21 protein-coding genes are annotated in these 20,479 nt (G+C 60.9%); 12 read left to right on the top strand and 9 right to left on the bottom strand.

The features are described 5' to 3' along the window. Positions 1-38: 38 nt before the first annotated feature. The gene (locus tag I8E17_RS14035) at positions 39-650 is read left to right on the top strand and encodes an NAD(P)H-dependent oxidoreductase (protein WP_069615911.1); all 612 of its coding nucleotides are present in this window, start codon (positions 39-41) and stop codon (positions 648-650) included. On the opposite strand, the gene I8E17_RS14030 is transcribed toward I8E17_RS14035, so the two are convergent. Continuing rightward, positions 647-2,161: a mechanosensitive ion channel family protein gene (locus tag I8E17_RS14030; RefSeq protein WP_069615912.1), complete on the bottom strand. Its 1,515-nt coding sequence runs from the start codon at positions 2,159-2,161 to the stop codon at positions 647-649. The genes I8E17_RS14035 and I8E17_RS14030 overlap by 4 nt on opposite strands. A gap of 224 nt (positions 2,162-2,385) precedes the next feature. On the opposite strand from I8E17_RS14030, the gene I8E17_RS14025 reads away from it, so the two are divergent. Further along, positions 2,386-3,966: an aldehyde dehydrogenase (NADP(+)) gene (locus I8E17_RS14025; protein WP_069615913.1), complete on the top strand. Its 1,581-nt coding sequence runs from the start codon at positions 2,386-2,388 to the stop codon at positions 3,964-3,966. Between the two features lie 228 nt (positions 3,967-4,194). Here the strand turns inward: I8E17_RS14025 and I8E17_RS14020 are convergent, their stop codons facing one another. After that, the gene (locus tag I8E17_RS14020) at positions 4,195-5,109 is read right to left on the bottom strand and encodes a 3-hydroxyacyl-CoA dehydrogenase (RefSeq protein ID WP_069616019.1); all 915 of its coding nucleotides are present in this window, start codon (positions 5,107-5,109) and stop codon (positions 4,195-4,197) included. A gap of 253 nt (positions 5,110-5,362) precedes the next feature. On the opposite strand from I8E17_RS14020, the gene I8E17_RS14015 reads away from it, so the two are divergent. After that, the gene (locus I8E17_RS14015; RefSeq protein ID WP_219511438.1) at positions 5,363-6,346 is read left to right on the top strand and encodes a substrate-binding domain-containing protein; all 984 of its coding nucleotides are present in this window, start codon (positions 5,363-5,365) and stop codon (positions 6,344-6,346) included. A gap of 71 nt (positions 6,347-6,417) precedes the next feature. On the opposite strand, the gene I8E17_RS14010 is transcribed toward I8E17_RS14015, so the two are convergent. Genes I8E17_RS14010 through I8E17_RS13990 form a run of 5 tightly spaced genes read right to left on the bottom strand, consistent with a single transcriptional unit; the run spans position 6,418 to position 11,465 of the window. Further along, positions 6,418-7,683: an ABC transporter substrate-binding protein gene (locus I8E17_RS14010; protein ID WP_069615915.1), complete on the bottom strand. Its 1,266-nt coding sequence runs from the start codon at positions 7,681-7,683 to the stop codon at positions 6,418-6,420. Positions 7,684-7,722: 39 nt separating this feature from the next. Then, positions 7,723-8,559 carry a carbohydrate ABC transporter permease gene (locus I8E17_RS14005; RefSeq protein WP_069615916.1) on the bottom strand — a complete coding sequence of 279 codons (837 nt, stop codon included), beginning with the start codon at positions 8,557-8,559 and terminating at the stop codon, positions 7,723-7,725. Beyond that, a complete protein-coding gene (locus I8E17_RS14000; protein ID WP_069615917.1) occupies positions 8,556-9,479 on the bottom strand; it encodes a sugar ABC transporter permease in 924 nt (307 codons plus the stop codon). The genes I8E17_RS14005 and I8E17_RS14000 overlap by 4 nt, the downstream gene beginning before the upstream one ends. Further along, positions 9,472-10,635, bottom strand: a complete 1,164-nt coding sequence (locus tag I8E17_RS13995; protein WP_069615918.1) for an ABC transporter ATP-binding protein — start codon at positions 10,633-10,635, stop codon at positions 9,472-9,474. Before I8E17_RS13995 ends, I8E17_RS14000 begins: the two co-directional genes overlap by 8 nt. Next, complete coding sequence (locus I8E17_RS13990) at positions 10,632-11,465, bottom strand: metallophosphoesterase (protein ID WP_069615919.1); 834 nt, start codon at positions 11,463-11,465, stop codon at positions 10,632-10,634. The genes I8E17_RS13995 and I8E17_RS13990 overlap by 4 nt, the downstream gene beginning before the upstream one ends. Positions 11,466-11,699: 234 nt before the next feature. Between I8E17_RS13990 and I8E17_RS13985 the strand changes: the two genes are divergently transcribed. The 6 genes from I8E17_RS13985 (at position 11,700) to I8E17_RS13960 (ending at position 15,926) form a co-directional block, all read left to right on the top strand. Next, positions 11,700-11,909, top strand: a complete 210-nt coding sequence (locus I8E17_RS13985) for a SlyX family protein (RefSeq protein WP_069615920.1) — start codon at positions 11,700-11,702, stop codon at positions 11,907-11,909. 120 nt (positions 11,910-12,029) lie between these two features. Then, the gene (gene msrA, locus I8E17_RS13980; RefSeq protein ID WP_069615921.1) at positions 12,030-12,779 is read left to right on the top strand and encodes a peptide-methionine (S)-S-oxide reductase MsrA; all 750 of its coding nucleotides are present in this window, start codon (positions 12,030-12,032) and stop codon (positions 12,777-12,779) included. A 123-nt stretch (positions 12,780-12,902) separates the two neighbouring features. Further along, the gene (locus I8E17_RS13975) at positions 12,903-13,826 is read left to right on the top strand and encodes a bestrophin family protein (protein ID WP_069615922.1); all 924 of its coding nucleotides are present in this window, start codon (positions 12,903-12,905) and stop codon (positions 13,824-13,826) included. A 64-nt stretch (positions 13,827-13,890) separates the two neighbouring features. Continuing rightward, positions 13,891-14,430, top strand: coding sequence for a sigma-70 family RNA polymerase sigma factor (locus I8E17_RS13970; RefSeq protein WP_069615923.1), 540 nt, complete (start codon positions 13,891-13,893; stop codon positions 14,428-14,430). Continuing rightward, complete coding sequence (locus I8E17_RS13965) at positions 14,417-15,187, top strand: anti-sigma factor (RefSeq protein WP_069615924.1); 771 nt, start codon at positions 14,417-14,419, stop codon at positions 15,185-15,187. The genes I8E17_RS13970 and I8E17_RS13965 overlap by 14 nt, the downstream gene beginning before the upstream one ends. A 22-nt stretch (positions 15,188-15,209) precedes the next feature. Next, entirely contained in the window at positions 15,210-15,926 is a 717-nt protein-coding gene (locus tag I8E17_RS13960) for a Bax inhibitor-1/YccA family protein (RefSeq protein WP_069615925.1), read from the top strand. A 323-nt stretch (positions 15,927-16,249) separates the two neighbouring features. Here I8E17_RS13960 and dgoD read toward each other — a convergent pair whose 3' ends face one another. Continuing rightward, positions 16,250-17,398 carry a galactonate dehydratase gene (dgoD, locus tag I8E17_RS13955; RefSeq protein ID WP_069615926.1) on the bottom strand — a complete coding sequence of 383 codons (1,149 nt, stop codon included), beginning with the start codon at positions 17,396-17,398 and terminating at the stop codon, positions 16,250-16,252. Between the two features lie 30 nt (positions 17,399-17,428). Continuing rightward, positions 17,429-18,223: a FadR/GntR family transcriptional regulator gene (locus I8E17_RS13950; RefSeq protein WP_069615927.1), complete on the bottom strand. Its 795-nt coding sequence runs from the start codon at positions 18,221-18,223 to the stop codon at positions 17,429-17,431. A gap of 355 nt (positions 18,224-18,578) precedes the next feature. Here I8E17_RS13950 and I8E17_RS13945 point away from each other — a divergent pair, with 355 nt between their 5' ends. The 3 genes from I8E17_RS13945 (at position 18,579) to I8E17_RS13935 (ending at position 20,443) form a co-directional block, all read left to right on the top strand. Next, the gene (locus I8E17_RS13945) at positions 18,579-19,010 is read left to right on the top strand and encodes an OsmC family protein (protein ID WP_069615928.1); all 432 of its coding nucleotides are present in this window, start codon (positions 18,579-18,581) and stop codon (positions 19,008-19,010) included. Positions 19,011-19,127: 117 nt separating this feature from the next. Beyond that, a complete protein-coding gene (locus I8E17_RS13940; protein ID WP_069615929.1) occupies positions 19,128-19,607 on the top strand; it encodes a hypothetical protein in 480 nt (159 codons plus the stop codon). Between the two features lie 227 nt (positions 19,608-19,834). Beyond that, on the top strand, positions 19,835-20,443 hold the full coding sequence (locus I8E17_RS13935; RefSeq protein WP_069615930.1) for a TetR family transcriptional regulator: 609 nt from the start codon (positions 19,835-19,837) through the stop codon (positions 20,441-20,443). The last annotated feature ends 36 nt before the right edge of the window (positions 20,444-20,479 follow it).

Below are 20,479 nucleotides of genomic sequence, written 5' to 3'. Positions count from 1 at the left end.
GAGCCGCCGCTCACAATGTGTCAGCAGGAGTTTTTCACATGCACGCGCTTATCGTCGTCTCCAATCCGAATCCCGATTCGTTCAGTTACGCCGTCGCGGCCAAAGTCGCCGAGGGTGTAACGGCTTCGGGCGGCTCGTATGAAATCGCGGATCTTGCGGCGGAAGGTTTTGATCCTAGGTTCAGCGCTGCCGATATTGCCGCCCATCTCAGAGAAGGGCCATCGCCCGAAGATGTCGTTGCCGAGCAGGCGCGAATCGATCGTGCGGATGCGCTAGTGCTCGTCTATCCCGTCTATTGGTGGTCCATGCCCGGGCTTCTCAAGGGATGGGTCGACCGGGTGTTCAGCAATGGCTGGGCCTATGACGACATACCGGGTAACGGGACGATCAAAAGGTTAGGCCATCTCCGCGTCCACCTGATCGCTATTGGTGGCGCGACCATGCGGACCTATGCGCGCCATGGTTATTTCGGCGCCATGAGGACGCAGATCGATCATGGCATTTTCGGATATTGCGGCGCTCCCGTCGCGACCTCCGAACTGCTTTTGACGGAAGCGCAGGATATGAGTTCCCATCTCGATGCCGCCCGCGCCATCGGGCAAAATCTCTTTGCTGCTTCGCGGTCGACGAAGGCGGCGGATGCAGCCTAATCGTGCTGCTGCAATTGAAAGAGATGCTTGATGCGCGAGCTTAGTGAGGTCACATGAGCGCCATGGCCGAGCATATCGACATTGGCAAATAGATGCTGCTCCGCCTCGATGCGTTTTGCCAGAATGGCGCCGAGTTCTTCGGCAAGGGTCGGCCGGTCGTGCAGCAGCGGCGCCAGACATTCCTCGCCGATTTCATAGGTGACGACGAAGGTCAGGGCGCGAACCGTCCCGACTTCGCCCGATCCCATCAGCAGCCCGTTCTCACCAAAATAATCTCCTGGCGCAAGGCGCGTCAGCTCGATCTGACGATGCCCTTCGCGGCGGGTAATGCTGACGACGCCCGAGCGGACGATCGTCAGCGCCCGCATGCGGGCATCCTGTTCGGCGATGACGGCATCCTTGCGATAGGTCCGGCGCTGCATATGCGATGCCAGATGTTCTTTTTCATCCTCTGTCAGCGAAGAGAACAGCGGGATGTTGCTGACAAGCCGCCAGGGCGTTCCGGGTGCATGTTGCTTCTCGTCGGCCACCTCGGGCTTTTGCTCCATCGGAAGCATGATCGTGCCGGGGGGATCGGCGAATTTCAAGTTTGCCGCCTTGGCGTGGCGAAATAGCAGATCATAGATCTCGTTCTTCGCGGCTTGTGTCAGCGACATGTCGCGCACGCGAAAGGACAGCTGCAGTTCGATCGCCTGCCCATCAATGGAATTGATGGCGACATTGGGTTCCGGGTTCTTTTGGATCGAATTGCAGCTGATCAAGACGTTCTGCATCACATCCGCGATGATGCGCGGCAGAGTGGTTGGTTGAATCCGAACGGTGACGGTGGCGCCATGGCTCTCATCGGGCGCGGAAAGATTGGTCAGCCGCGTCTTGGCAAGGATGCTGTTCGGAATGACGACCAGATCGTTGGTGCCGCTCAGCAATTGCGTGGCGCGCCAATTGGTTTCGACGACGCGGCCCTGGACATCATTTTCGAGCACGATCCAGTCGCCGACGGAGTAGGGGCGGCCGAGATTGAGAGCGATGCCGGAGAAGACGTCACTCAAGGTACTCTGCAAGGCAAGGCCGAGAATGATGGCGAAGACGCCCGATGTCGCGATCAAGGTGCCGATGGGCACACTGAAAACATCGCCGACGATGGAGAGAATGGCCCCGAGATAGATGACACCGACGATCAGATCCTGCAGCAGCCGGCCTTCGCGGGGCTTGCGCTCGAAAATCAGGAACAGCCGCACGCAGGCGATCAGTACCCAGGCACCATTGACCCACCAGACGATCTTGGCAAAGCCCGTGAAGGTGCGCAGCGTCACCGAGTCCTGCGGCGGGCTCGGCTCATAGGGCACGATGCCATGATAGAACAAAAGTGCGGTCAGGCAGACGAAGAAGGTGATCTGGCCGATCAGACGCCCCGCGCGCTGGTGACGCAGCATGACGCGGCTGACGAACGTGCCGACGACAACCAGAATGAAGAACTGGACGATCGGATCGCCAAGAAGTGCAATGGACATGGGGACTTAGTCGCACTCGGTCTTTCGGATGGGCGCTAAATTGGCACGAAAGAGGCCGCAGCGCCATATCTGGAAAAAGTATGATTAATTGACGCGGGCGCCTTGATCTCAGCACTTGTACCTTGATAATTAGATGACGATTATCATCTTATATCTGTCATCCCATCCTGCTATCTGCTCTCGCAGCGCAATCCCCGGCGCTCCGACATCATTAAGGAATACCCATGACACAGTCTTTCGAGATTCGCGGCGATCTGCTGATCGGCTCAGATTCCACCGGCGACAACAGAACCGTGCGTGCCATCAATCCGGCAACCGGCGCAAGCCTGGAGCCGGCTTTTGCGATCGCCGGCGAGAGCGACGTTGCCAAAGCGTGCGAACTGGCGGCGCAGGCGTTTGACGTTTACCGTGCGACCACTCCCGAACAGCGCGCGGCATTCCTCGAAAAGATTGCCGACAATATCATGGAAATCGGCGATGCACTGATCGAGCGGGCGACGGAAGAGACCGGCCTGCCGGTGGCGCGTCTGCAGGGCGAGCGCGCCCGCACCGTCGGCCAGTTGCGGCTCTTCGCACAGGTCGTCCGCGCCGGCGAGTGGCTCGATCTGCGCGTCGATCCGGCGTTGCCGGAGCGCAAGCCGCTGCCGCGGCCGGACCTGCGACTGCGCCAGATCCCGCTTGGCCCAGTCGCCGTTTTCGGTGCCAGCAACTTCCCGCTCGCCTTCTCGGTTGCCGGTGGTGATACGGCTTCGGCTCTTGCCGCCGGCTGCCCGGTCGTCGTCAAGGGCCACCTTGCCCATCCAGGCACGGGCGAGCTTGTCGGCCGCGCCATTCGCGCCGCCGTCGCCGCTTGCGGCCTGCCGGAAGGCACATTCTCGCTGCTGACCGGCGCCAACGAGACGGGTGCGGCGCTGGTGCGCGATCCCCGCATCAAGGCAGTCGGCTTCACCGGCTCGCGCGGCGGCGGACTGGCGCTTGGCGCTATTGCCGCTGCCCGGCCGGAACCTATCCCGGTCTATGCCGAGATGAGCAGCGTCAATCCCGTCTTCCTCTTCCCGGCAGCACTTGCCGCGCGCGCCGAGGCGATCGGCACGGGCTTCATCGACTCCCTGACGCTCGGTGCCGGTCAGTTCTGCACCAATCCTGGTCTGCTTTTCGCGATCGAAAGCCCCGATCTAGACCGCTTCGTCCAGGCCGCAGGCGATGCGCTGAGCGGCCGTGCGCCGGCGCCGATGCTGACGCCCGGTATTCACGCTGCCTTCGACAAGGGTGTTGCGGCATTGGCGGAACATGAGGCTGTCAAGACCGTCGCTCACGGCGCCCCGGCCGAAGGCGTCAACCGGAGCCCGGGCATCTTCTTCGAGACAGAAGCGGAGGAGTTTCTCGCCGACGAGCGTCTGGGCCACGAAGTTTTCGGCGCGGCAAGCCTTCTGGTGCGTTGCAAAGACGTCGATCAGATGATCGCCGTTGCTGAGAAGCTCGAAGGCCAGCTGACCGCGACGCTGCAGATCGAAGCGGAAGATTATGCGACGGCCGCCAAGCTGGTGCCGGTGCTGGAGCGCAAGGTGGGGCGCATCCTCGCCAATGGCTGGCCAACCGGCGTCGAAGTCTGCCACGCCATGGTGCATGGCGGGCCTTTCCCGGCAACCTCGGACAGCCGCACGACCTCGGTCGGCACGCTCGCCATCCGCCGCTTCCTGCGTCCGGTCTCCTATCAGGATCTTCCGGAAGGGCTGTTGCCGGCTGAGCTGCGTGACGATGGGGTGAAGTCGTTGCCGCATCTGCTGGATGGTGTGCGCAAGTAACTGATCAGAGCCTCATCCGCCCTCGCCCTTCGAGGAGTCCTTCGGACTCTCGTCAGGGTGAGGGCTAATCTTTTCTTTCAGGCGAAGCTCAGTACAAATCGTTTCGAGTGCGCGGTCTTTTCCGTCTTCATCCTGAGGTGGGAGCGACCGAGCTCAGCGAAGGAGCGACCCTCGAAGGAAGAGGGTCGGCCCAACGCGCCACGGCAGGCATGAAGTCGATTGAAAACCTCAAACCTCCGCGTAAACAATTCCTGTGAACGAGCCGGCATGATGAAGAAGTTCGCGCTCGCCCGAACCATCGAGGCTGGCGGAATAGAGATTGCCGCCGATGTCGGTGAAGAACATACGGCTGTTGGGTAGATCGAGCGAGAGGCCAATGCCTTCGTCCAGGCCCTCGAGGACGACTTCGGAGGTTGCGGCGATATCGTTCATCGCTGCGCGGTTGACGGTATTGCCGCGGGGGAGATTGCCACGATCGGTCCAGTAGATCGTGCGGGTGGCGAGATCCAGCTCGAGGTCGATCGGTTCCGGCAGCTTGTCCAACAGAGTTTCGATGTCGCTGCGGCTGGTCGCGGTTTCCCCGGCGGGAATATTGATGCCGGCACGGAAGATGCGGCCGAGGCCGGCATCCGGCGGCCCTTTCTGGGTCCAATAAATCTGCCCAAGCGGCAGATCGAGGGCAATGCCGACGCACCAGCGTTCGATATCGGCGCTATCTTCCGGGCTGTCGCCATTCTGCACCAGGGTTTCGATATCGCTGCCATCGATATTGGCGCGCATGACGCGCATGCCCTCGCGGTCGCACCAATAGAGCTTGCCGTTATCGCGGTCGAGCTGGATCTGCTTCGGCGTGACGAGCGTGCTGCCGGGCGGGATCAGTGTGATGTGGTTGCCGCCGTCGAGGTCCATGCGCTCGATGGAGCCGTCATGGGCGTTGTAGTCGTTGCCCATCTCGGTCCAGTAGATCCAGCCGTTCTCGCTGTCGACGAGAATGCCGTCCGGGCTGCGGCCGGCCCGCTGGACGATGAGCTTCAAATCGGTGCCGTCGATGGCGGAGGAGAGGATTCGTCCGTCGTTGATATCGAGGAAAAACAGTCTTTCGATCTTGTCGGTGGCGGAGGCAGGCGTCCGTGCTTCTGACATGAGAGCATCCTTTCGAGGGGCGGATCTGCGGATCACAGCGCGGCAATCATGGCATCGGTCGATGACAGCATCATTGGCCGTTGCGATCGGAACGAGCATCTGCTGCGCTGCAGCAAAGATCAAGGGCAGGATTGTCGCGGTCTACGCGGAGGGCTGTCAAATAAGTGTCATCGGCCTGATATAAATCCCCGACATTCCCATAAGGCCGCGCCAGTTGAAGGGCTGAAACCCGAAGCCGGAGGTGATTGATATCATGTCGACGCTCCAGCAGGTCGCCTTTCGCGCCGGCTGTTCCGTTGCGACCGCCAGCCGGGTGATGAATCGCACCGGTCCGGTCAGCGACGAGATGGTACGGCGCGTGCGCCGGGCGGCGGCGGAGCTCGGCTATCGCGCCGGCAGTCGCGGCGCCAATGGCCGGCCGGCGATCGGCGTGCTCATTCCCAGCATCACCAATCCGGTTTTCGCAGCTTCGCTCTCGAGTATCCAGAACCGGGCCCTTCACGCGGGGCATAGCGTGCTGATCGCTCAATCGAACTACGATCCGGCACAGGAGGTCGATGCCGTCGCCTCGCTGCTCCAGCAGCAGCCGACTGGATTGATCCTCACGCTCTGCGACCCCGAACGCAGCCTGGTCCTGTCATCCGCGCTCCCGCCGACCGTGCTGCTCGGAAATCTTCCGACCAGCCGCTTCACAGCCGCGGTCGCGACCGACAATTTTGGTGCGGGCCGAGACCTGACCGAGCATCTCCTGCAAAGGGGGCACCGCCGCGTCCTGTTCATATCGGGCCATTTCGCGGCATCGGATCGGGCGAAACTGCGCTATCACGGCTATGACAAGGCGATGGCGGCGGCTGGTCAGAAGCCTCTCGATGCCCTGGAGATTTCTTTCGTGAACAGCCTGGAACAGCTCGATCTTTCGGATGCCGTTTCGCGGTTCGGTCCGACGGCGATCATCGCTTCCAACGATCTTCTGGCGCTCGGCGTCATGGGCGCGCTCCGGCGTCAGGGTCTTTCGATCCCTCGCGATATCTCCGTCGCCGGCTTCGACGGGATTTCCCTAGGTTTTCTGGGTGAGGTGTCACTGACGACGGTGGAAATTCCGGATGGAACCATGGGTGCCGCTGCCGCCTCGCTGCTGCTCGATATGGCTGAGAATGCCGCGCCGCCGCGTCATCTGACCGTGCCCTATCGGCTGCGTTCCGGCGGAACGGTGCGCAATCTCACCCTCCAATCCTGACATAGCTTTGCATATGAAAACGCCGCCTCTTGTTAAGAGGCGGCGCGGATCGTTCAGATGGGTTCGAAAGATCAGCTGCGCGGCAGCAGGCCTTCGACGTCGGAAGCGGCGTCGTCGAGTGCTTCCTTCGGCTCTGCCGAGCCATCGACGATGCGCGAGAGGTTGTCGACGATGGTCTGCGTGACCTTGACGCCGTTGGAGCCCGGGAAGGCGTACCAGGGGATCATGACCGGCATCTGGCTGAGGCCGGCCTGGAACAGCGGGTTCTTCTTGTAGAAATCGCCGAGATATTCGGCCGACTTGGCAGCAAGCTCATTGTTCGGAACATAGCCGGTGCCGGGAACGACGACAGAGGCGCCATAGGGACCGGCGGCGAACTTGGCGAACTTCCAGGCGGCTTCTTCCTTGACCGGGTCGTGGGTCAGGATGACGACGGCGTTGCCGCCCGTCGGCAGGCGGCCGTTGACCGGATCGAGCAGCGGCAGCTTGGCAGTACGCAGGTCGAACTTGGCGCCGACATTCTTGATGGTGTTGACGAGCGCACCGGTCGTCTGGAATTCGAAGCCGACCTTGCCGGCTGCGAAAGCCTGTTCGCCGGCAGCCTTGGTGAAGACCGGCATACCGCCTTCCTTGACGAAGCGCTGGATCAGTTCGACGGCCTTTTGGCCCTCGGGACCGTTGAAGGCCACCTTCGTCTCGTCGTCGCTCAGCATCTTGCCGCCGGCGCCGAAGAGGAGCGCGGAGAACATCCAGTCGTCGCCCTGCCAGCGGAAGTCCATGCCGTCGACGCCGTTGCCGAGCGCCTTGATCTTGCCGGCAAGCGCGATGACCTCATCCCAGGTCTTCGGCGGGTTGTCCGGATTGCCGCCGGCAGCCTTCACCAGATCGGCATTGTAGTACATGATCGGGTTGGAGGTCGCGAAGGCGAGGCCGACCTGCTTGCCCTTGACCTGAGCGAGCTTCAGGATCGTGTCGGAGAAGCCCTTCTCGGCCATGTTGCCCTCCTTCTTGACGAAGGGGCCGAGGTCGACGGCGACGTTGCGCTCATCGATCATACGCAGGCGGTTGAGGCCAATGAAGGTGACGTCGGGCATTTCGCTGGTGCCGGCCTGACGCAGGATGGTCTGGATGCCTTCCTCATAGGTGGCCGAGGGAGCGGCGAACTGGATCTTGATGTCGGGATTTTCTTCCATGAACTTCTTCGAGATCGTGTCCATCACGTTCTTGAAGAAGCCGGGCATGGGATAGTGAACCGTCAGGGTGGTTTCGGCATAGGCCGGGACCGACACGACCATCGAAATGGCCGCGGCGGCGAGAATCTGGGTGATATGCTTCATCGCTCGTTCTCCGTTTTTTCGAATTTCAAACCGGTCAGGTCAGCCCTTCAGACCGGTCATGGTGATGCCCTCGACGAAACGCTTCTGTGCCAGAAGGAATGCCGCGACGAGGGGAAGGGTGATGATGAGGGTCGCCGCCATGAGTGCGCCGTAGTCATCGCCGGCTTCGGCGGCGCGGAAATACATGAGGCCCAGCGGCGGCGTGAAATAGTCCTGCTTGGTGATGACGATCAGCGGCCAGTAGAGATCGTTCCAGTGCGCGACGACCGAAAAGATCGCGAAAGCCGTGACTGCCGGCCAGGCATTCGGCACGATGACGCGGGCGACGATGCCGATTTCCGACATGCCGTCGAGGCGGGCGGCATGGATCAGATCATCCGGCATGGCGCGGAAGAACTGCAGGAACATGAAGATCGCGAAGACCGAGATCGAGAAGGGCGCGACCAAAGCCGTGTAGCTGTTCAGCAGCGATAAGCTGTTGAAGCCGACATAGAGCGGCAGTGCGGTCGCATGGATCGGGACCAGCAAGCCGAGCATGACCAGCACCATCATGGTGCGTGCCGCCGGAAATTTCAGCTTCGCCATGGCGTAGGCACAAGGAATGGCGATCAGCACCTGGAAGAAGAAGATCAGACCGCAGACTAGGACGCCGTTGAACAGCAGCGTGCCCATGTCAACCTTGCTCAGTGCCTTGGTGATGTTCTCGGCATAATAGAAATGCGTCGGGATCAGCTTCAGCGCTGAGGTGAAAATATCGTCCTGCGCCTTGCCGGCGGTCGAGATCATGAAGATGTAGGGCGCCAGGAAGATGAGCGAGCCCAGGATCAGTAGAGAGAGGCGCAGGATGCGGCCGGGAGTGAAGCCTGTCGAGGTCATGTGTAATGCACCTGCCGGTCTTGAACGCGATATTGCAGGAAGGTCAGCACCACGAGGATGGCGAGGAAGACCGTGGTCATCGCCGAGGCATAGCCGACGCGGAGATAGACGAAGCCTTCCTGGTAGATGGTGAAGAGCAGGACTTCGGAGGCATGGTTCGGGCCCCCTTCGGTCAAGACCCTTACGGTGTCGAAAACCTTCACCGCGTTGATGATGCTGATTGTGGTGACGAAGAGCGTCGTCGGTCCGAGCATCGGCCAGGTGACGAGCCAGAAGCGATCCCATGCCGATTTCGCACCATCGACTTCGGCTGCGGCGTAGAGTTCTCGCGGGATGGCGGTGAGGCCGGCGAGAAATAGCACCATGTTGAAGCCGACCGATTGCCATACGCCGATGATCGACAGGCTGTAGAGCGCGGTCGCCGAGGCGCCGAGCCAGTTCGGGCCACGCACGCCGATCTCGCCGAGCAGCGCGTTGATCGGACCGATCGTCGGGTGGAAGAGATATTGCCAGACGGTCGCCATCGCGACGATCAGCGAGGCGACGGGCAGGAAATAGGCCGTGCGAAAGAAGCTGCGGCCGATACCTTCGCTTTCAATCAGCAGCGCGACGCCGAGGCCGAGGACGATCGAGACTGGCGCGACGATCGCGGTATAGGTCGCCGTGTTCCAGAGCGATTTTTGGAAGGCGCGGTCGCGCAGGAGATGCGCATAGTTTTCGAAGGCGACGAAGCGCAGGCTCTTGTCGCCGAGCTGAAAATCCGTGAAGCCGAGCACGACGACGGCGACGATCGGCACCAGGATGAAAAGCACGATCAGGATGATGGCGGGCAGGGCGAACAGCAATGCCGTGCGGGCCTCGCTGCGTTCGCGCGCCGCCGCAGTTCGCATCGGCAGGGAGGTGGCGGCGATGCTAGCCATGCGCCTTCTCCCGCGTGGCGTCGACGGCCGTGGGGCTTGCGCGCAGGCGGCGGCCATCTTCGGCGAAGACCATGGCCTGCTCGGCTGCAAGTGTCAGCGCAACGGGCATGCCGGCGGATAGACCGGCGACTTCTGCCGGTGCGAGCTTGGCGACCATGGTTTCGCCGATGGCGTCGAGCTTGGCATAGAGGATGACCTCGGAGCCGAGGAATTCCATGCGCTCGATATGGGCGGCGAGCGCATCCTGGCGGTCCTGGGAGAGTTGCACGAATTCCGGGCGGATGCCGAGGGTCACATTCCTGCCGGTAAAGCTGCCGTCTTCGAGCGCCAGCCGGATGCCGCCGAAGGCGACGGTGCCGTTTTCGGCGAGCGCCGGCAGCAGATTGATGCGCGGCTGCCCGACAAAACGGGCGACTTCCACATGGGCCGGGTCGTCATAGATCGTCTGGGGAGAGGCGAGCTGCAACAGCTGCCCGCCGATCATGACAGCGACACGGTCGGCCATCGACAGCGCCTCGGCCTGGTCATGCGTGACGTAGACAGTCGGCACGCCGGCGCGGCGGTGCAGATCGACGATCTCGCCGCGGGCATGGACACGCAAATTGGCATCGAGATTGGAAAGCGGCTCGTCCATGAGGAAGACGGCGGGGCGGCGCACCATGGCGCGGGCGAGCGCCACGCGCTGACGCTGGCCGCCCGACATCTGCCCGGGCTTGCGGTCGAGCAGGTGATCGATCTTCAGCGAAACAGCCATGTCGCGGACATCGCGGATGATGCCGGCGCGGGCCGCGCGCTGGCCGGGGATCAGCGAGCCGATGAAGGGCAGGCGCTGGACGCGCGACAGGCGGCGCATGGCGAGCGGCACGGCGATATTTTCCGAGGCCGTCAGATGCGGATAGAGCGCGTAGGACTGGAAGACCATGGCGATGTTGCGGTCCGCCGCCGCAACGCCGGAAACGTCGCTGCCGCCGAGGATGATTTCACCGCTGTCGGCATGGTCGAGGCCGGCGAGGATGCGCAAGAGCGTGCTCTTGCCGCAGCCCGAGGGGCCGACGAGGGCGATGAACTCACCGGGCTGGACGTCGAGATCGACGCCTTTGAGGATGGCGTTGCCGCCGAAGGATTTGGCGATGCCGCGAAGCGAGAGTGCGCTCATTCGGTCGGCTCCTTTGCCTTGGGGGCGGCCTGCGGATAGACTTCCATGACGACCTCGTCGAGGAAGTAGGCAGTCATGCCGGGTACGGCGACGAGCTCCGTCGAGACCGTTTCGCCAAGTTCATGGATTGCTGCGCCGATCAGCCGTTCGCCGGGCATTTCGCGCTCCATCTTGTCGAGGATGAAGGCGCCGGGCGGCGCCCAGACCAGGTTGGTGTCGTTGAAGCGGCCTTCCCAGCTCCAGTGCAGGTGGCCACTGCCGAACAGGGCGACGTCGTGGGCCCCGATCAGATCATAGAGCCGGCGGCGCTGCGCCGGGCGCACGCTCCAATAGCCGGTATCGCCCTCATCGGGGGCATCGACGAAGAGCGGCTTGTGGGCAAAGAGGGCAATGCGGCGCTCGCCGCGGCTTTCGAGCATCTTCTGCAGCCAATCGAACTGCTTCTGCTCCTCGGCATCCTCGAAGCCCATCAGCAGGCTGTTGAGGCCGATCAGCCGCCAGTTGTCGACATCCTTCGCCCAATAATCCGGGCCGACGAGGCGGCGCCAGCGGTCCAGCCGCTCGGGATTGACAGGCTGATAGGAGCCGGGCAGATGCCCGACATCGTGATTGCCGGGCACGATCAGCATGGGCACCGATACCTGCCGCATCAGATCCACGGAAAAGATGAGATCTTCATCCTTGTCGGCGCCATCGACGCTGAGATCGCCGGTATGAACGATGAGATCGGCGCCGCTTGCCTCGATCCATTTCGCCAGCGGCTCCCAATTGCCGTTGAAATGTGGCTTGTTGGGGCTCAAATGGGTATCGGTGATCTGGATGATCTTCACGGCGCTTCTCCGAGGTCTTCATAATGGTGCGCCTGTGGAAGGGATTGCCTTCAAATGGGCGCGTCTATGCGCTCTCTTTAGAAGGCGCCCATGTCAGTCAGGTAACAGGTCTTTTCAGCTGTTTTTCAGTTTTGTCATATCGCCGTCAAACGGCGCCGGTGTCCGCTTCGTGCCAAATGGAAGCACTGTACGCGGCGATGTCGGTGCTATAGATCGTTGCGAAAGGGGTCAGCTATGTCAGACGAAGAGAGCCGCATCACCAAACTCGAGGAGACGGTCGCCCATCAGGCGAAGACGATCGAGGAACTGTCCGACCAGATTGCCGAGCAATGGAAGGTCGTCGAACAGACCAGGCAGAAGCTCGACCGGCTGACAGAGCGTTTTCTGACGCTGGAGGAGCAGTCGCTCGAAGCACCCGCCATTACCAAGCCGCCGCATTACTGAATCAGGTCGCCGCGTCATTCACGTTTCGGTGTTACACGCGGGCGTGTGTAACAAAAGAGCCCGTCTTCCCGTATTTCTTCGTGACCGGAGCATTTGCATCGCGGTCGAGAGGAAATCACCATGAAGATTTTATCGACGGACATGATCCGAATCCGTTCAGCACGTTTTGTTCGTTTCGCCGGCCTGATGGCGGCAGTATTGCTTGGCGGCGTTGCGCTGCAATTTGTCGGCCGCGCTTCGGCCGAGGACGCGCGTCTCATTCCCGCGCCGAGCATGGACGAGAAGGCAGCCTCTGCCAACACGGAGACGGCGGTGCTTGCCGGCGGCTGTTTCTGGGGCGTGCAGGGCGTCTTCCAGCATGTTAACGGCGTCATCAGCGCGACGTCGGGTTATACCGGTGGCAGCAAGGATGCGGCGCATTATGAAATGGTGAGCGGTGGCGACACCGGCCATGCCGAATCCGTGCGCGTCGTTTTCGATCCGCACAAGATCAGCTACGGCCATCTGCTGCAGATCTATTTCTCAGTGGCGCATGATCCGACGGAGCTGAACTATCAGGGGCCGGATACCGGGACGCAATATCGCTCGGCTATCTTCCCGACCAGCCAGGCACAGGCCGATATCGCCAAGGCCTATATCGACCAGCTCAATCACGCCAAGGTCTTCGATACAGCCATCGTCACCAAAATCGAGCCAGCGCGGCAATTCTATGCCGCCGAGGCCTATCATCAGGATTTCCTGGCAACGCATCCGACCTATCCCTACATCGTCATCAATGATCTGCCGAAGATCAAGAACCTGCAGCATCTCTTTCCCGGGGATTATCGCGCCGATCCGGTTCTGGTGACGGCAAGCGCGAGCGCAAAATGAGGGTCCGCCTAACCGGCGAGCGATGCCCGCCGGTCACGGCCGCCTTGCAAGAAATGCTCATTACTCTCAGCGCGTCTGGTGTATTGCTGCGCCATCAGACATTCATCGAGAGTGCGTTTCGTCATGATCGTCCGCGACCGGCCGAATCTCTTCCAGCTTTTCTTCATCCTTCGCGGGTCGATCATCCGGCGTATCCTGCCGCAGATCATTGCCATCTTTCTGCTGTCAGCATTGATCGTCTGGGGCCATGAGGAGCGGCCGAACCTCATCGTCTCCTTCAACGGCTCGGCGCTGTCGCTGCTCGGTATCGCGCTTTCGATCTTCCTCGGTTTTCGCAACAATGCCTGCTACGACCGTTGGTGGGAGGGGCGGCGCGACTGGGGGCAGCTCGTCCATCTCGCGCGCGGCTTCTCCCGGCAGACGTTGGTGCTGGAGAGTGCAGGGGAGGCCGGCATCGAAGCGCGCAAGGACCTGCTGCGCCTGACGATGGCCTTCGCGCAGGCGCTGGTCTGTCTTCTGCGGCCCGGCAGCGACGAGGGCAAGGTGTTTCGCCTGCTTGCTCCAAGCGAAGCGGAATTCTACCATGCGGCCCGCAACAAGCCTGATCTCATTCTGCGCCTGATGTCCGCCGATCTCGCGCGGCTGAAAGCATCGGGCGTGATTTCGGATATCCCGTACCAGATGCTGGATATCACGATCGGCCAGATGGGCGCGGCCCAGGCGGCTTGCGAGCGGCTGCGCAATACGCCGCTGCCATTTGGCTATACGCTGCTTCTGCATCGGACCGCCTATCTCTTCTGCTTCCTGCTGCCTTTCGGCTATGTCGATACGCTCGGCTGGGGCTCGCCCTTTGTGACGGCCCTCATCGCCTATACCTTCTTTGGCCTGGATGCGCTGGGCGACGAGCTGGAAGACCCTTTCGGCCATCGCCCCAATGCGCTCGCCATCGGCGCGCTTGCGGATACGATCGAGATCAATCTGCGCGAAGCGCTGGGAGAAACCGACCTGCCGCCGCTGCCGCAGCCCAAGGACTTTCTGCTGATGTAAAAATCGGCAAAAAATATTCTTTGGGCGATGGAATAGAATCCGGAGTGCTTCCGTATATAGGTGTATGGAACGCAAAGGACGCACATTCGATGTTTTAGGACAGCTCGGTTCGCTGAGACGATACGCCCGTTCGCTTGTGCGCAATGCGGACGAGGCCGAGGATCTGGTGCAGGACGCGCTGGTCAAGGCCTATGAGCGTAAGGCGTCCTTCCGGCGCGACGGCAATCTGCGCACCTGGCTTCTGTCGATCCTCCACAATGTGCATATCGACCGCCTGCGCCAGAAGAAGTCGTTGAACCGCCGTCATGAGGAGGCTGCGGCCGATCTCGAAACGGCACTGCCGGCATCGCAGGATCACACGGTTCGCCTGAATCAGGTCCGGGAAGCTTTCTTCAGTCTGCCCGAGGAGCAGCGCGAGGCGCTGCATCTGGTGGCGATCGAGGATCTCTCCTATCAGGAGGCGGCATCAGCACTTGGCATTCCTCTGGGCACGCTGATGTCCCGCATCGCGCGGGCCCGCGCGAGCCTGCGCCATTTCGAGGAGGCGACCTCCAAGGTTTCACATCTCAGGCTTATCGAGGGAGGCGGCAATGAAAATCGTTGATCCGATCATCGATACCGATCTCGACGCCTATGTCGATGGCGAACTGACGCTTGCGCGCCGTGTCGAGGTGGAATCCTATCTCTCGGAGCATCCGGAGATCGCCGCCAAGGTAATGGCTGACATGAGCATCCGCGGCGAGCTGCGCATGGCGCTGGCCGGAGAAGGCCATGTGGTTCGGGCGGAAACGCGTGAGGCCGCGCGGCGGCTGGAGCGCGGGCTGGTCTACGGCCGTATGCTGGGCTCTTTCCAGCGTGTTGCGGCCGTTGCCGTGCTGGTCACGACCGGCTGGATTGCGCATACGTCCTTCGGCGCCTTTACGGCGAGCGAGGTCAGCGCGTCGACACGGCCGCCGGCCTTCGTCGACGATGCGGTGCGCGCCTACAAGGCCACGGCCGTGCGCGAAGAGATCAAGCCGCAGTCGGCGGCTGCGAATTACAATCCGGATGAAATCCGCGCATCGACGGCAATCATTTTGCCGCAGCTGCCGGGTGACTGGCGCGTCACCGATGCGCAAATCTATCCGTCCGAATTCGGTCCGAGTGTCGAAATGATGGTCGATGCCGGCGAAGACGGACATTTATCACTGTTTGCCGTCCGTCCGGGCAATTTCGCCGTGCAGGATGTCAGTCACATCAAGCGTGACGATGTCCAGGCTGCCTATTGGCAGATCGGGGAAGTCGCCTATGCGCTGATCGGCAACGGCAAGGCGGGCCAGCTTGACGGCGATGCCGAAAAGCTTGCCCGCAGCCTCTACTAGTTTGGATTTAAGGAGAACGACCATGAACCCGACCAATCCGCGATACGGCTACGGAGCAGCCGCCGGCTCTCAGGCGCTCTTCGATGAGGGCCTGCGCCGGCACATGCTGCGCGTCTACAACTACATGGGTATCGGCCTCGTCGTGACGGGAATCGTTGCGCTGATCGTCGGCACGACGCCGGCGCTCTATGTGCCGATCTTCCAGAGCCCGCTGAAGTGGGTCGTCATGCTGGCGCCGCTTGCCTTCGTGTTCTTCTTCTCGTTCCGAATCCAGTCGATGTCGGCCAGCACGGCGCAGATGATGTTCTGGGCCTTCTGCGCGGTCATGGGCCTCTCGCTGGCCTCCGTCTTCCTGGTCTTCACCGGCACGAGCATCGCGCGTACCTTCTTCATCGCCGCGACCATGTTCGGCGCGACCAGTCTCTACGGCTATACGACGAAGCGTGATCTCTCCAACATCGGCTCGTTCCTGATGATGGGTCTGTTCGGCGTCATCATCGCCAGCATCGTCAATATCTTCCTGGGTTCGAGCGCGCTTCAGTTTGCAATCTCGGTCATCGGTATCGTCGTCTTCGTCGGCCTGACCGCCTGGGATACGCAGAACATCAAGGAGCAGTATGCCGAAAACTACGATCAGGAATCGCAGCAGAAGCTCGCCGTCTTCGGTGCCCTGTCGCTCTACCTGAACTTCGTCAACATCTTTCAGCTGCTGCTGAACTTCACCGGCGAGCGGGAGTAGTTTGAAATTGCCTGCTTGAGCATGGTCTGAACTAAAGGGCACTCCACGCCTTTGGTGATCATGCTCCGGTAATGCGTCTCCCTGGGGGCTTGTTGAGACGCATGACGCGCCTGCAGTATCTGCGCCGATACTGCAGGCGCAACTTTTTTGGGAGAGCGCACACGGGATGTGCAGCGATATTCGCCGCCACGCGGCAAAGGGGAAGGTGCCGGATTAAGAGAGCACCGTCTAAAGAAAAGGCCCGATAGCGCAGATCCGCTGCCATCGGGCCTTTCATCATTGGAGATATGCGATTTCTCGTCCGTCAGGTGACGAGCGTGGTCTTACCACTCAGCGACACTGCCGTCTTCATGGCGCCAGACGGGGTTGCGCCAGCGATGGCCTTCCTTGGCGCGTTCGATGACATAGGCTTCGTCGACTTCGATGCCGAGGCCGGGGCCTTGCGGGATCGAAACGAAGCCATCGGCATACTGGAACACCTCCTTGTTGGAGATGTAGTCGAGGATGTCGTTGCCCTTGTTGTAGTGAATGCCGAGGCTCTGCTCCTGGATGAAGGCATTGTAGCTGACGGCGTCGACCTGCAAGCAGGCGGCAAGCGCGATCGGGCCAAGCGGGCAATGCGGCGCCAGCGCCACGTCATAGGCCTCGGCCATCGCCGCGATCTTGCGGCATTCGGTGATGCCGCCTGCGTGGGAGAGATCGGGCTGAAGAATGTCGACATAGCCGTCCGACAGGACCGACTTGAAGTCCCAGCGCGAATAGAGGCGTTCGCCGAGCGCGATCGGCGTCGAGCAATGGTTGGCAATTTCCTTCAGCGCCTCGCGGTTTTCCGACAGCACCGGCTCTTCGATGAAGAGCAGCTTGTAGGGCTCCAGCTCCTTGGCAAGCACCTTGGCCATCGGACGATGGACGCGGCCGTGGAAATCGACACCGATGCCGATGTAGGGGCCGATTGACTCGCGGATGGTGGCAATGGTCTCAACAGCCTTCTCCACCTTGTCATAGGTGTCGACGATCTGCATTTCCTCGCAGCCGTTGAGCTTGATCGCCTTGAAGCCGCGGGCGACCACATCCTTGGCATTGTTGGCGACATCGGAGGGGCGGTCGCCGCCGATCCAGGAATAGACTTTGATCTTGTCACGCACCTGACCGCCGAGCAGCGAATGGATCGGCTGACCCAGCGCCTTGCCCTTAATGTCCCAAAGTGCCTGGTCGATGCCGGCCAGCGCCGACATGTGAACGGCGCCGCCGCGATAGAAACCGGCGCGGTACATGACGGTCCAGTGATCCTCGATCAGGAAGGGGTCTTTGCCGATCAGATAGTCTTCCAGTTCGTGCACGGCGGCCTGTACGGTCAGCGCACGGCCCTCGACCACGGGCTCACCCCAGCCGACAATCCCTTCATCGGTCTCGATCTTCAGGAACAGCCAGCGCGGGGGAACGATATAGGTCGTCAGCTTGGTAATTTTCATGGGAATGATTCCGTTTGGCTTTGGGTTGTGTCAGCGGCGCAAGGCCGCAGATCTCCGGGTTTCGGGATTGGTTATCCGGCCTTCGTCCAGCCGTCGTTCGACAGCGAGATCGCGGGCCGCCAGATCGAGCATGCGATGGGCACAGGCGCGGGCGGCATCGCGGTCGCGCAGGCGCAGTGCCTCGACAAGTTCGCCGTGAACGGCAATCGCTTCGTCGCGGCTATCGGCGGCGACGTTGGAGGCGTGCAGAGCATATTTCAGGCCGGCATGCATGGCGCTGGAGAGGCGCCGGAACACCTGGTTGTGACTGGCGCTCAGAAGTACGCTGTGGAAGGTCACGTCGGCTTCGGTGAAGCCTTCCGGATCATCGCCGCTGTCGCGCATCTGCTGCCATGCACTCTCCAGGTCGGCAATTTCGCGGGCCGTTGCGCGCTCGGCCGCATATTCCGCGGCGGCTGGTTCTATGGTGCGGCGTGCTTCGAGGATCGAGCCGAGAATATCGAAATCGGCGATATAGGGGCCCATCCATGCCAGCACGTCCTGGTCAAGAATGTTCCAATCGTCCTTGTCGCAAACGGTGGTGCCGATGCGCGGCTTGCCACGCACGAGTCCCTTGGACTCCAGCACCTTGAGGGATTCGCGGATAACTGTGCGGCTGACGCCGTACATTTCGCAGAGATCGTTTTCGCGCGGCAGGGTCGAGCCGGAGGGATAGCGTTCGGCGCAGATATCTTCGGCGATCGCCGCCGTCACGTTTCTACGCACGCGCGGACGGCGACCCGGCTGAGCCGATGAGTCGTGCCCCTGTCTTTCGAGCGATTCCACCCTATCTCCTCCACACCGTTTCGCATGCTTTTCCGAATACCTTCTCTTTCGACGAGAGGGGCTTCCATGCGGGCGATGCCTTGTCGCGCTTGGCGACGATGTGAACGCAATGATATGGCAATCATCATACATTGGCAATACGCTTGTATGATGATTTAAGAGCTTCGGTGAGGCCATCCGGGAACAATCCCTCGCTCCATGCTTTTCGAAATCGGCCTCGCTGCTGTTACGGCGGCGTCGTCTTGGACGGATAGAAGGACTATGGTGACGATGCAGGCGGTCAAGCCGCTTGCCGTCGATCATCAACGGGAGGCGGTTCCGCTCCCGAAATTCATTCAACGACAAGGAGGACGACATGCAGATCAATCGCACAGGTTCGGCTCAATGGTCCGGTGGACTGAAGGACGGCAAGGGTCAGATCTCGACGCAGAGCGGCGCGCTCAATCACTATCCTTACGGTTTTGCCAGCCGCTTCGAAGGCGTTGCCGGCACCAATCCGGAAGAGCTGATCGGCGCGGCGCATGCCGGCTGCTTCACCATGGCCCTGTCGCTGATCCTCAATGAAGCCGGTTTCACCGCCGAAAGCATGGAGACGACGGCCAAGGTGACGCTTGAAAGCGTCGAAGGCGGCTTCGCCATCACCGCAATCCACCTGAGGCTGACCGGCAAGGTGCCCGGCGCCGACGAGGCCACCTTCACCGAGCTTGCCAACAAGGCGAAAGCCGGTTGCCCGGTTTCCAAGGCGCTTGCCTCCGTTCCGATCTCTCTGGAAGTTCACGCCGCCTAAGTGATCTTTTGGGTCTTTCGCGTCGCGCTGGCTCGCGCGGCGCGTTTCGTATATATTCCGCATTCGGGCGTTGGGCTGTCATTTCAATCGAAATGCAATGCTCACTTGGAGGGGTGAATGTCTGGAATTCTCTTGATTCACGTCGTCATCAGCTTGGTCGCCATCATCAGCGGCATCGTAGTGGCCTACGGCTTTCTGACCGCCGACCGTCATAATCGCTCGACGTTCGTCTATATGTTGACGACGGCTCTCACCAGCTTGACGGGTTTTCTATTCGCCTTTCACGGCGTGACGCCGGCGATCATCGTCGGCATCATCTGTCTGCTGATCTTCATTCCGACGGCGCTGGCGCGTTACACATTCCACCTTGCCGGCCTATGGCGTGCCGTCTTCGTGATCGGCGCGCTCGTGCTGTTGTTCTTCAACTGTCTGGTGCTCATCATTCAATCGTTCCAGAAGATACCGGCGCTCAATGCGCTGGCGCCTACGGGTAACGAGCCGCCGATCCTTGCGGCGCAGGTGGCGCTTTTGGTGGTCATTGCCTTTGTCGGCTTTTTCAGCCTTCGACGTTTTCATCCTACACTCTTGAGCGCCTGACAACGCAGCGCCACGCCGCGATAAAATTTCGGACACTTTCGGCTTCGCTCCGCGAGGCTGTTGTCGATCGTTTAACTGTTGCTTCAAGTAGTTCGGCGCATTCTCGGTTTATTGAATAGCATCTAAAAGCCGCCCAAGTTGTGGTCGGTTTCATTGACATCGGCGCTCTGATGGTTTACGAGTGACGAAAATTGAAAATCGTCACTCGTAAACCATCAGGCCCGTTTATGTTCGATCTTTCCGACGTTAGCGCCGATCCTGCCCGCCAGGAAAACATCACGCGCATTCTCGATGCCGCCGAAAAGCTGTTTCGTCACTATGGCTACAGCAAGACGAACGTCGCCGATATCGCCCGGGATCTCGGCATGTCGACGGCAAATATCTACCGGTTCTTCGGCTCCAAGACGGAAATCCATCAGGCTATCTGTGGGCGTATGCTCGGCCAGAGCTACCAGATGGCCCTCGCCATCCGCAATCAGCCGATCAGCGCGACCGAGCGGCTGCGAACCTACGCGTTATCCCAGTACAAGATGATAGTGGAGACCATGCTCGACGAGCAGAAGGTTCACGAGATGGTCGTTGTCGCCATCGAGCGTGATTGGCACGTCATCGAAAAGCATATCGATCGCGTCCACGATCTAATCGCCGAGATCATTGCGGAGGGCATTGCTGCTGGTGAGTTCTTCGAGCAGGACCCCTATGTCGCGTCCAAATGTTTCGGCGCGGCGACCATCAATCTCTGTCATCCCCAGATGGTGGCGCAGTGTCTCTCCAAGACAAACCGGGCCGAACCCGAGGATCTCATCGAATTCGCCATCAGGGCTTTGAAAAAATAGCAATGGGCGCTCCGGATGCCCGGCGTGTTCTCACTC

The organism is Rhizobium sp. AB2/73 (assembly GCF_020871915.1).
Lineage (GTDB): Bacteria > Pseudomonadota > Alphaproteobacteria > Rhizobiales > Rhizobiaceae > Rhizobium > Rhizobium dioscoreae.
The sequence above is the reverse complement of the archived record's forward strand: the minus strand, read 5'-3'. Positions and strand labels throughout refer to the sequence as shown.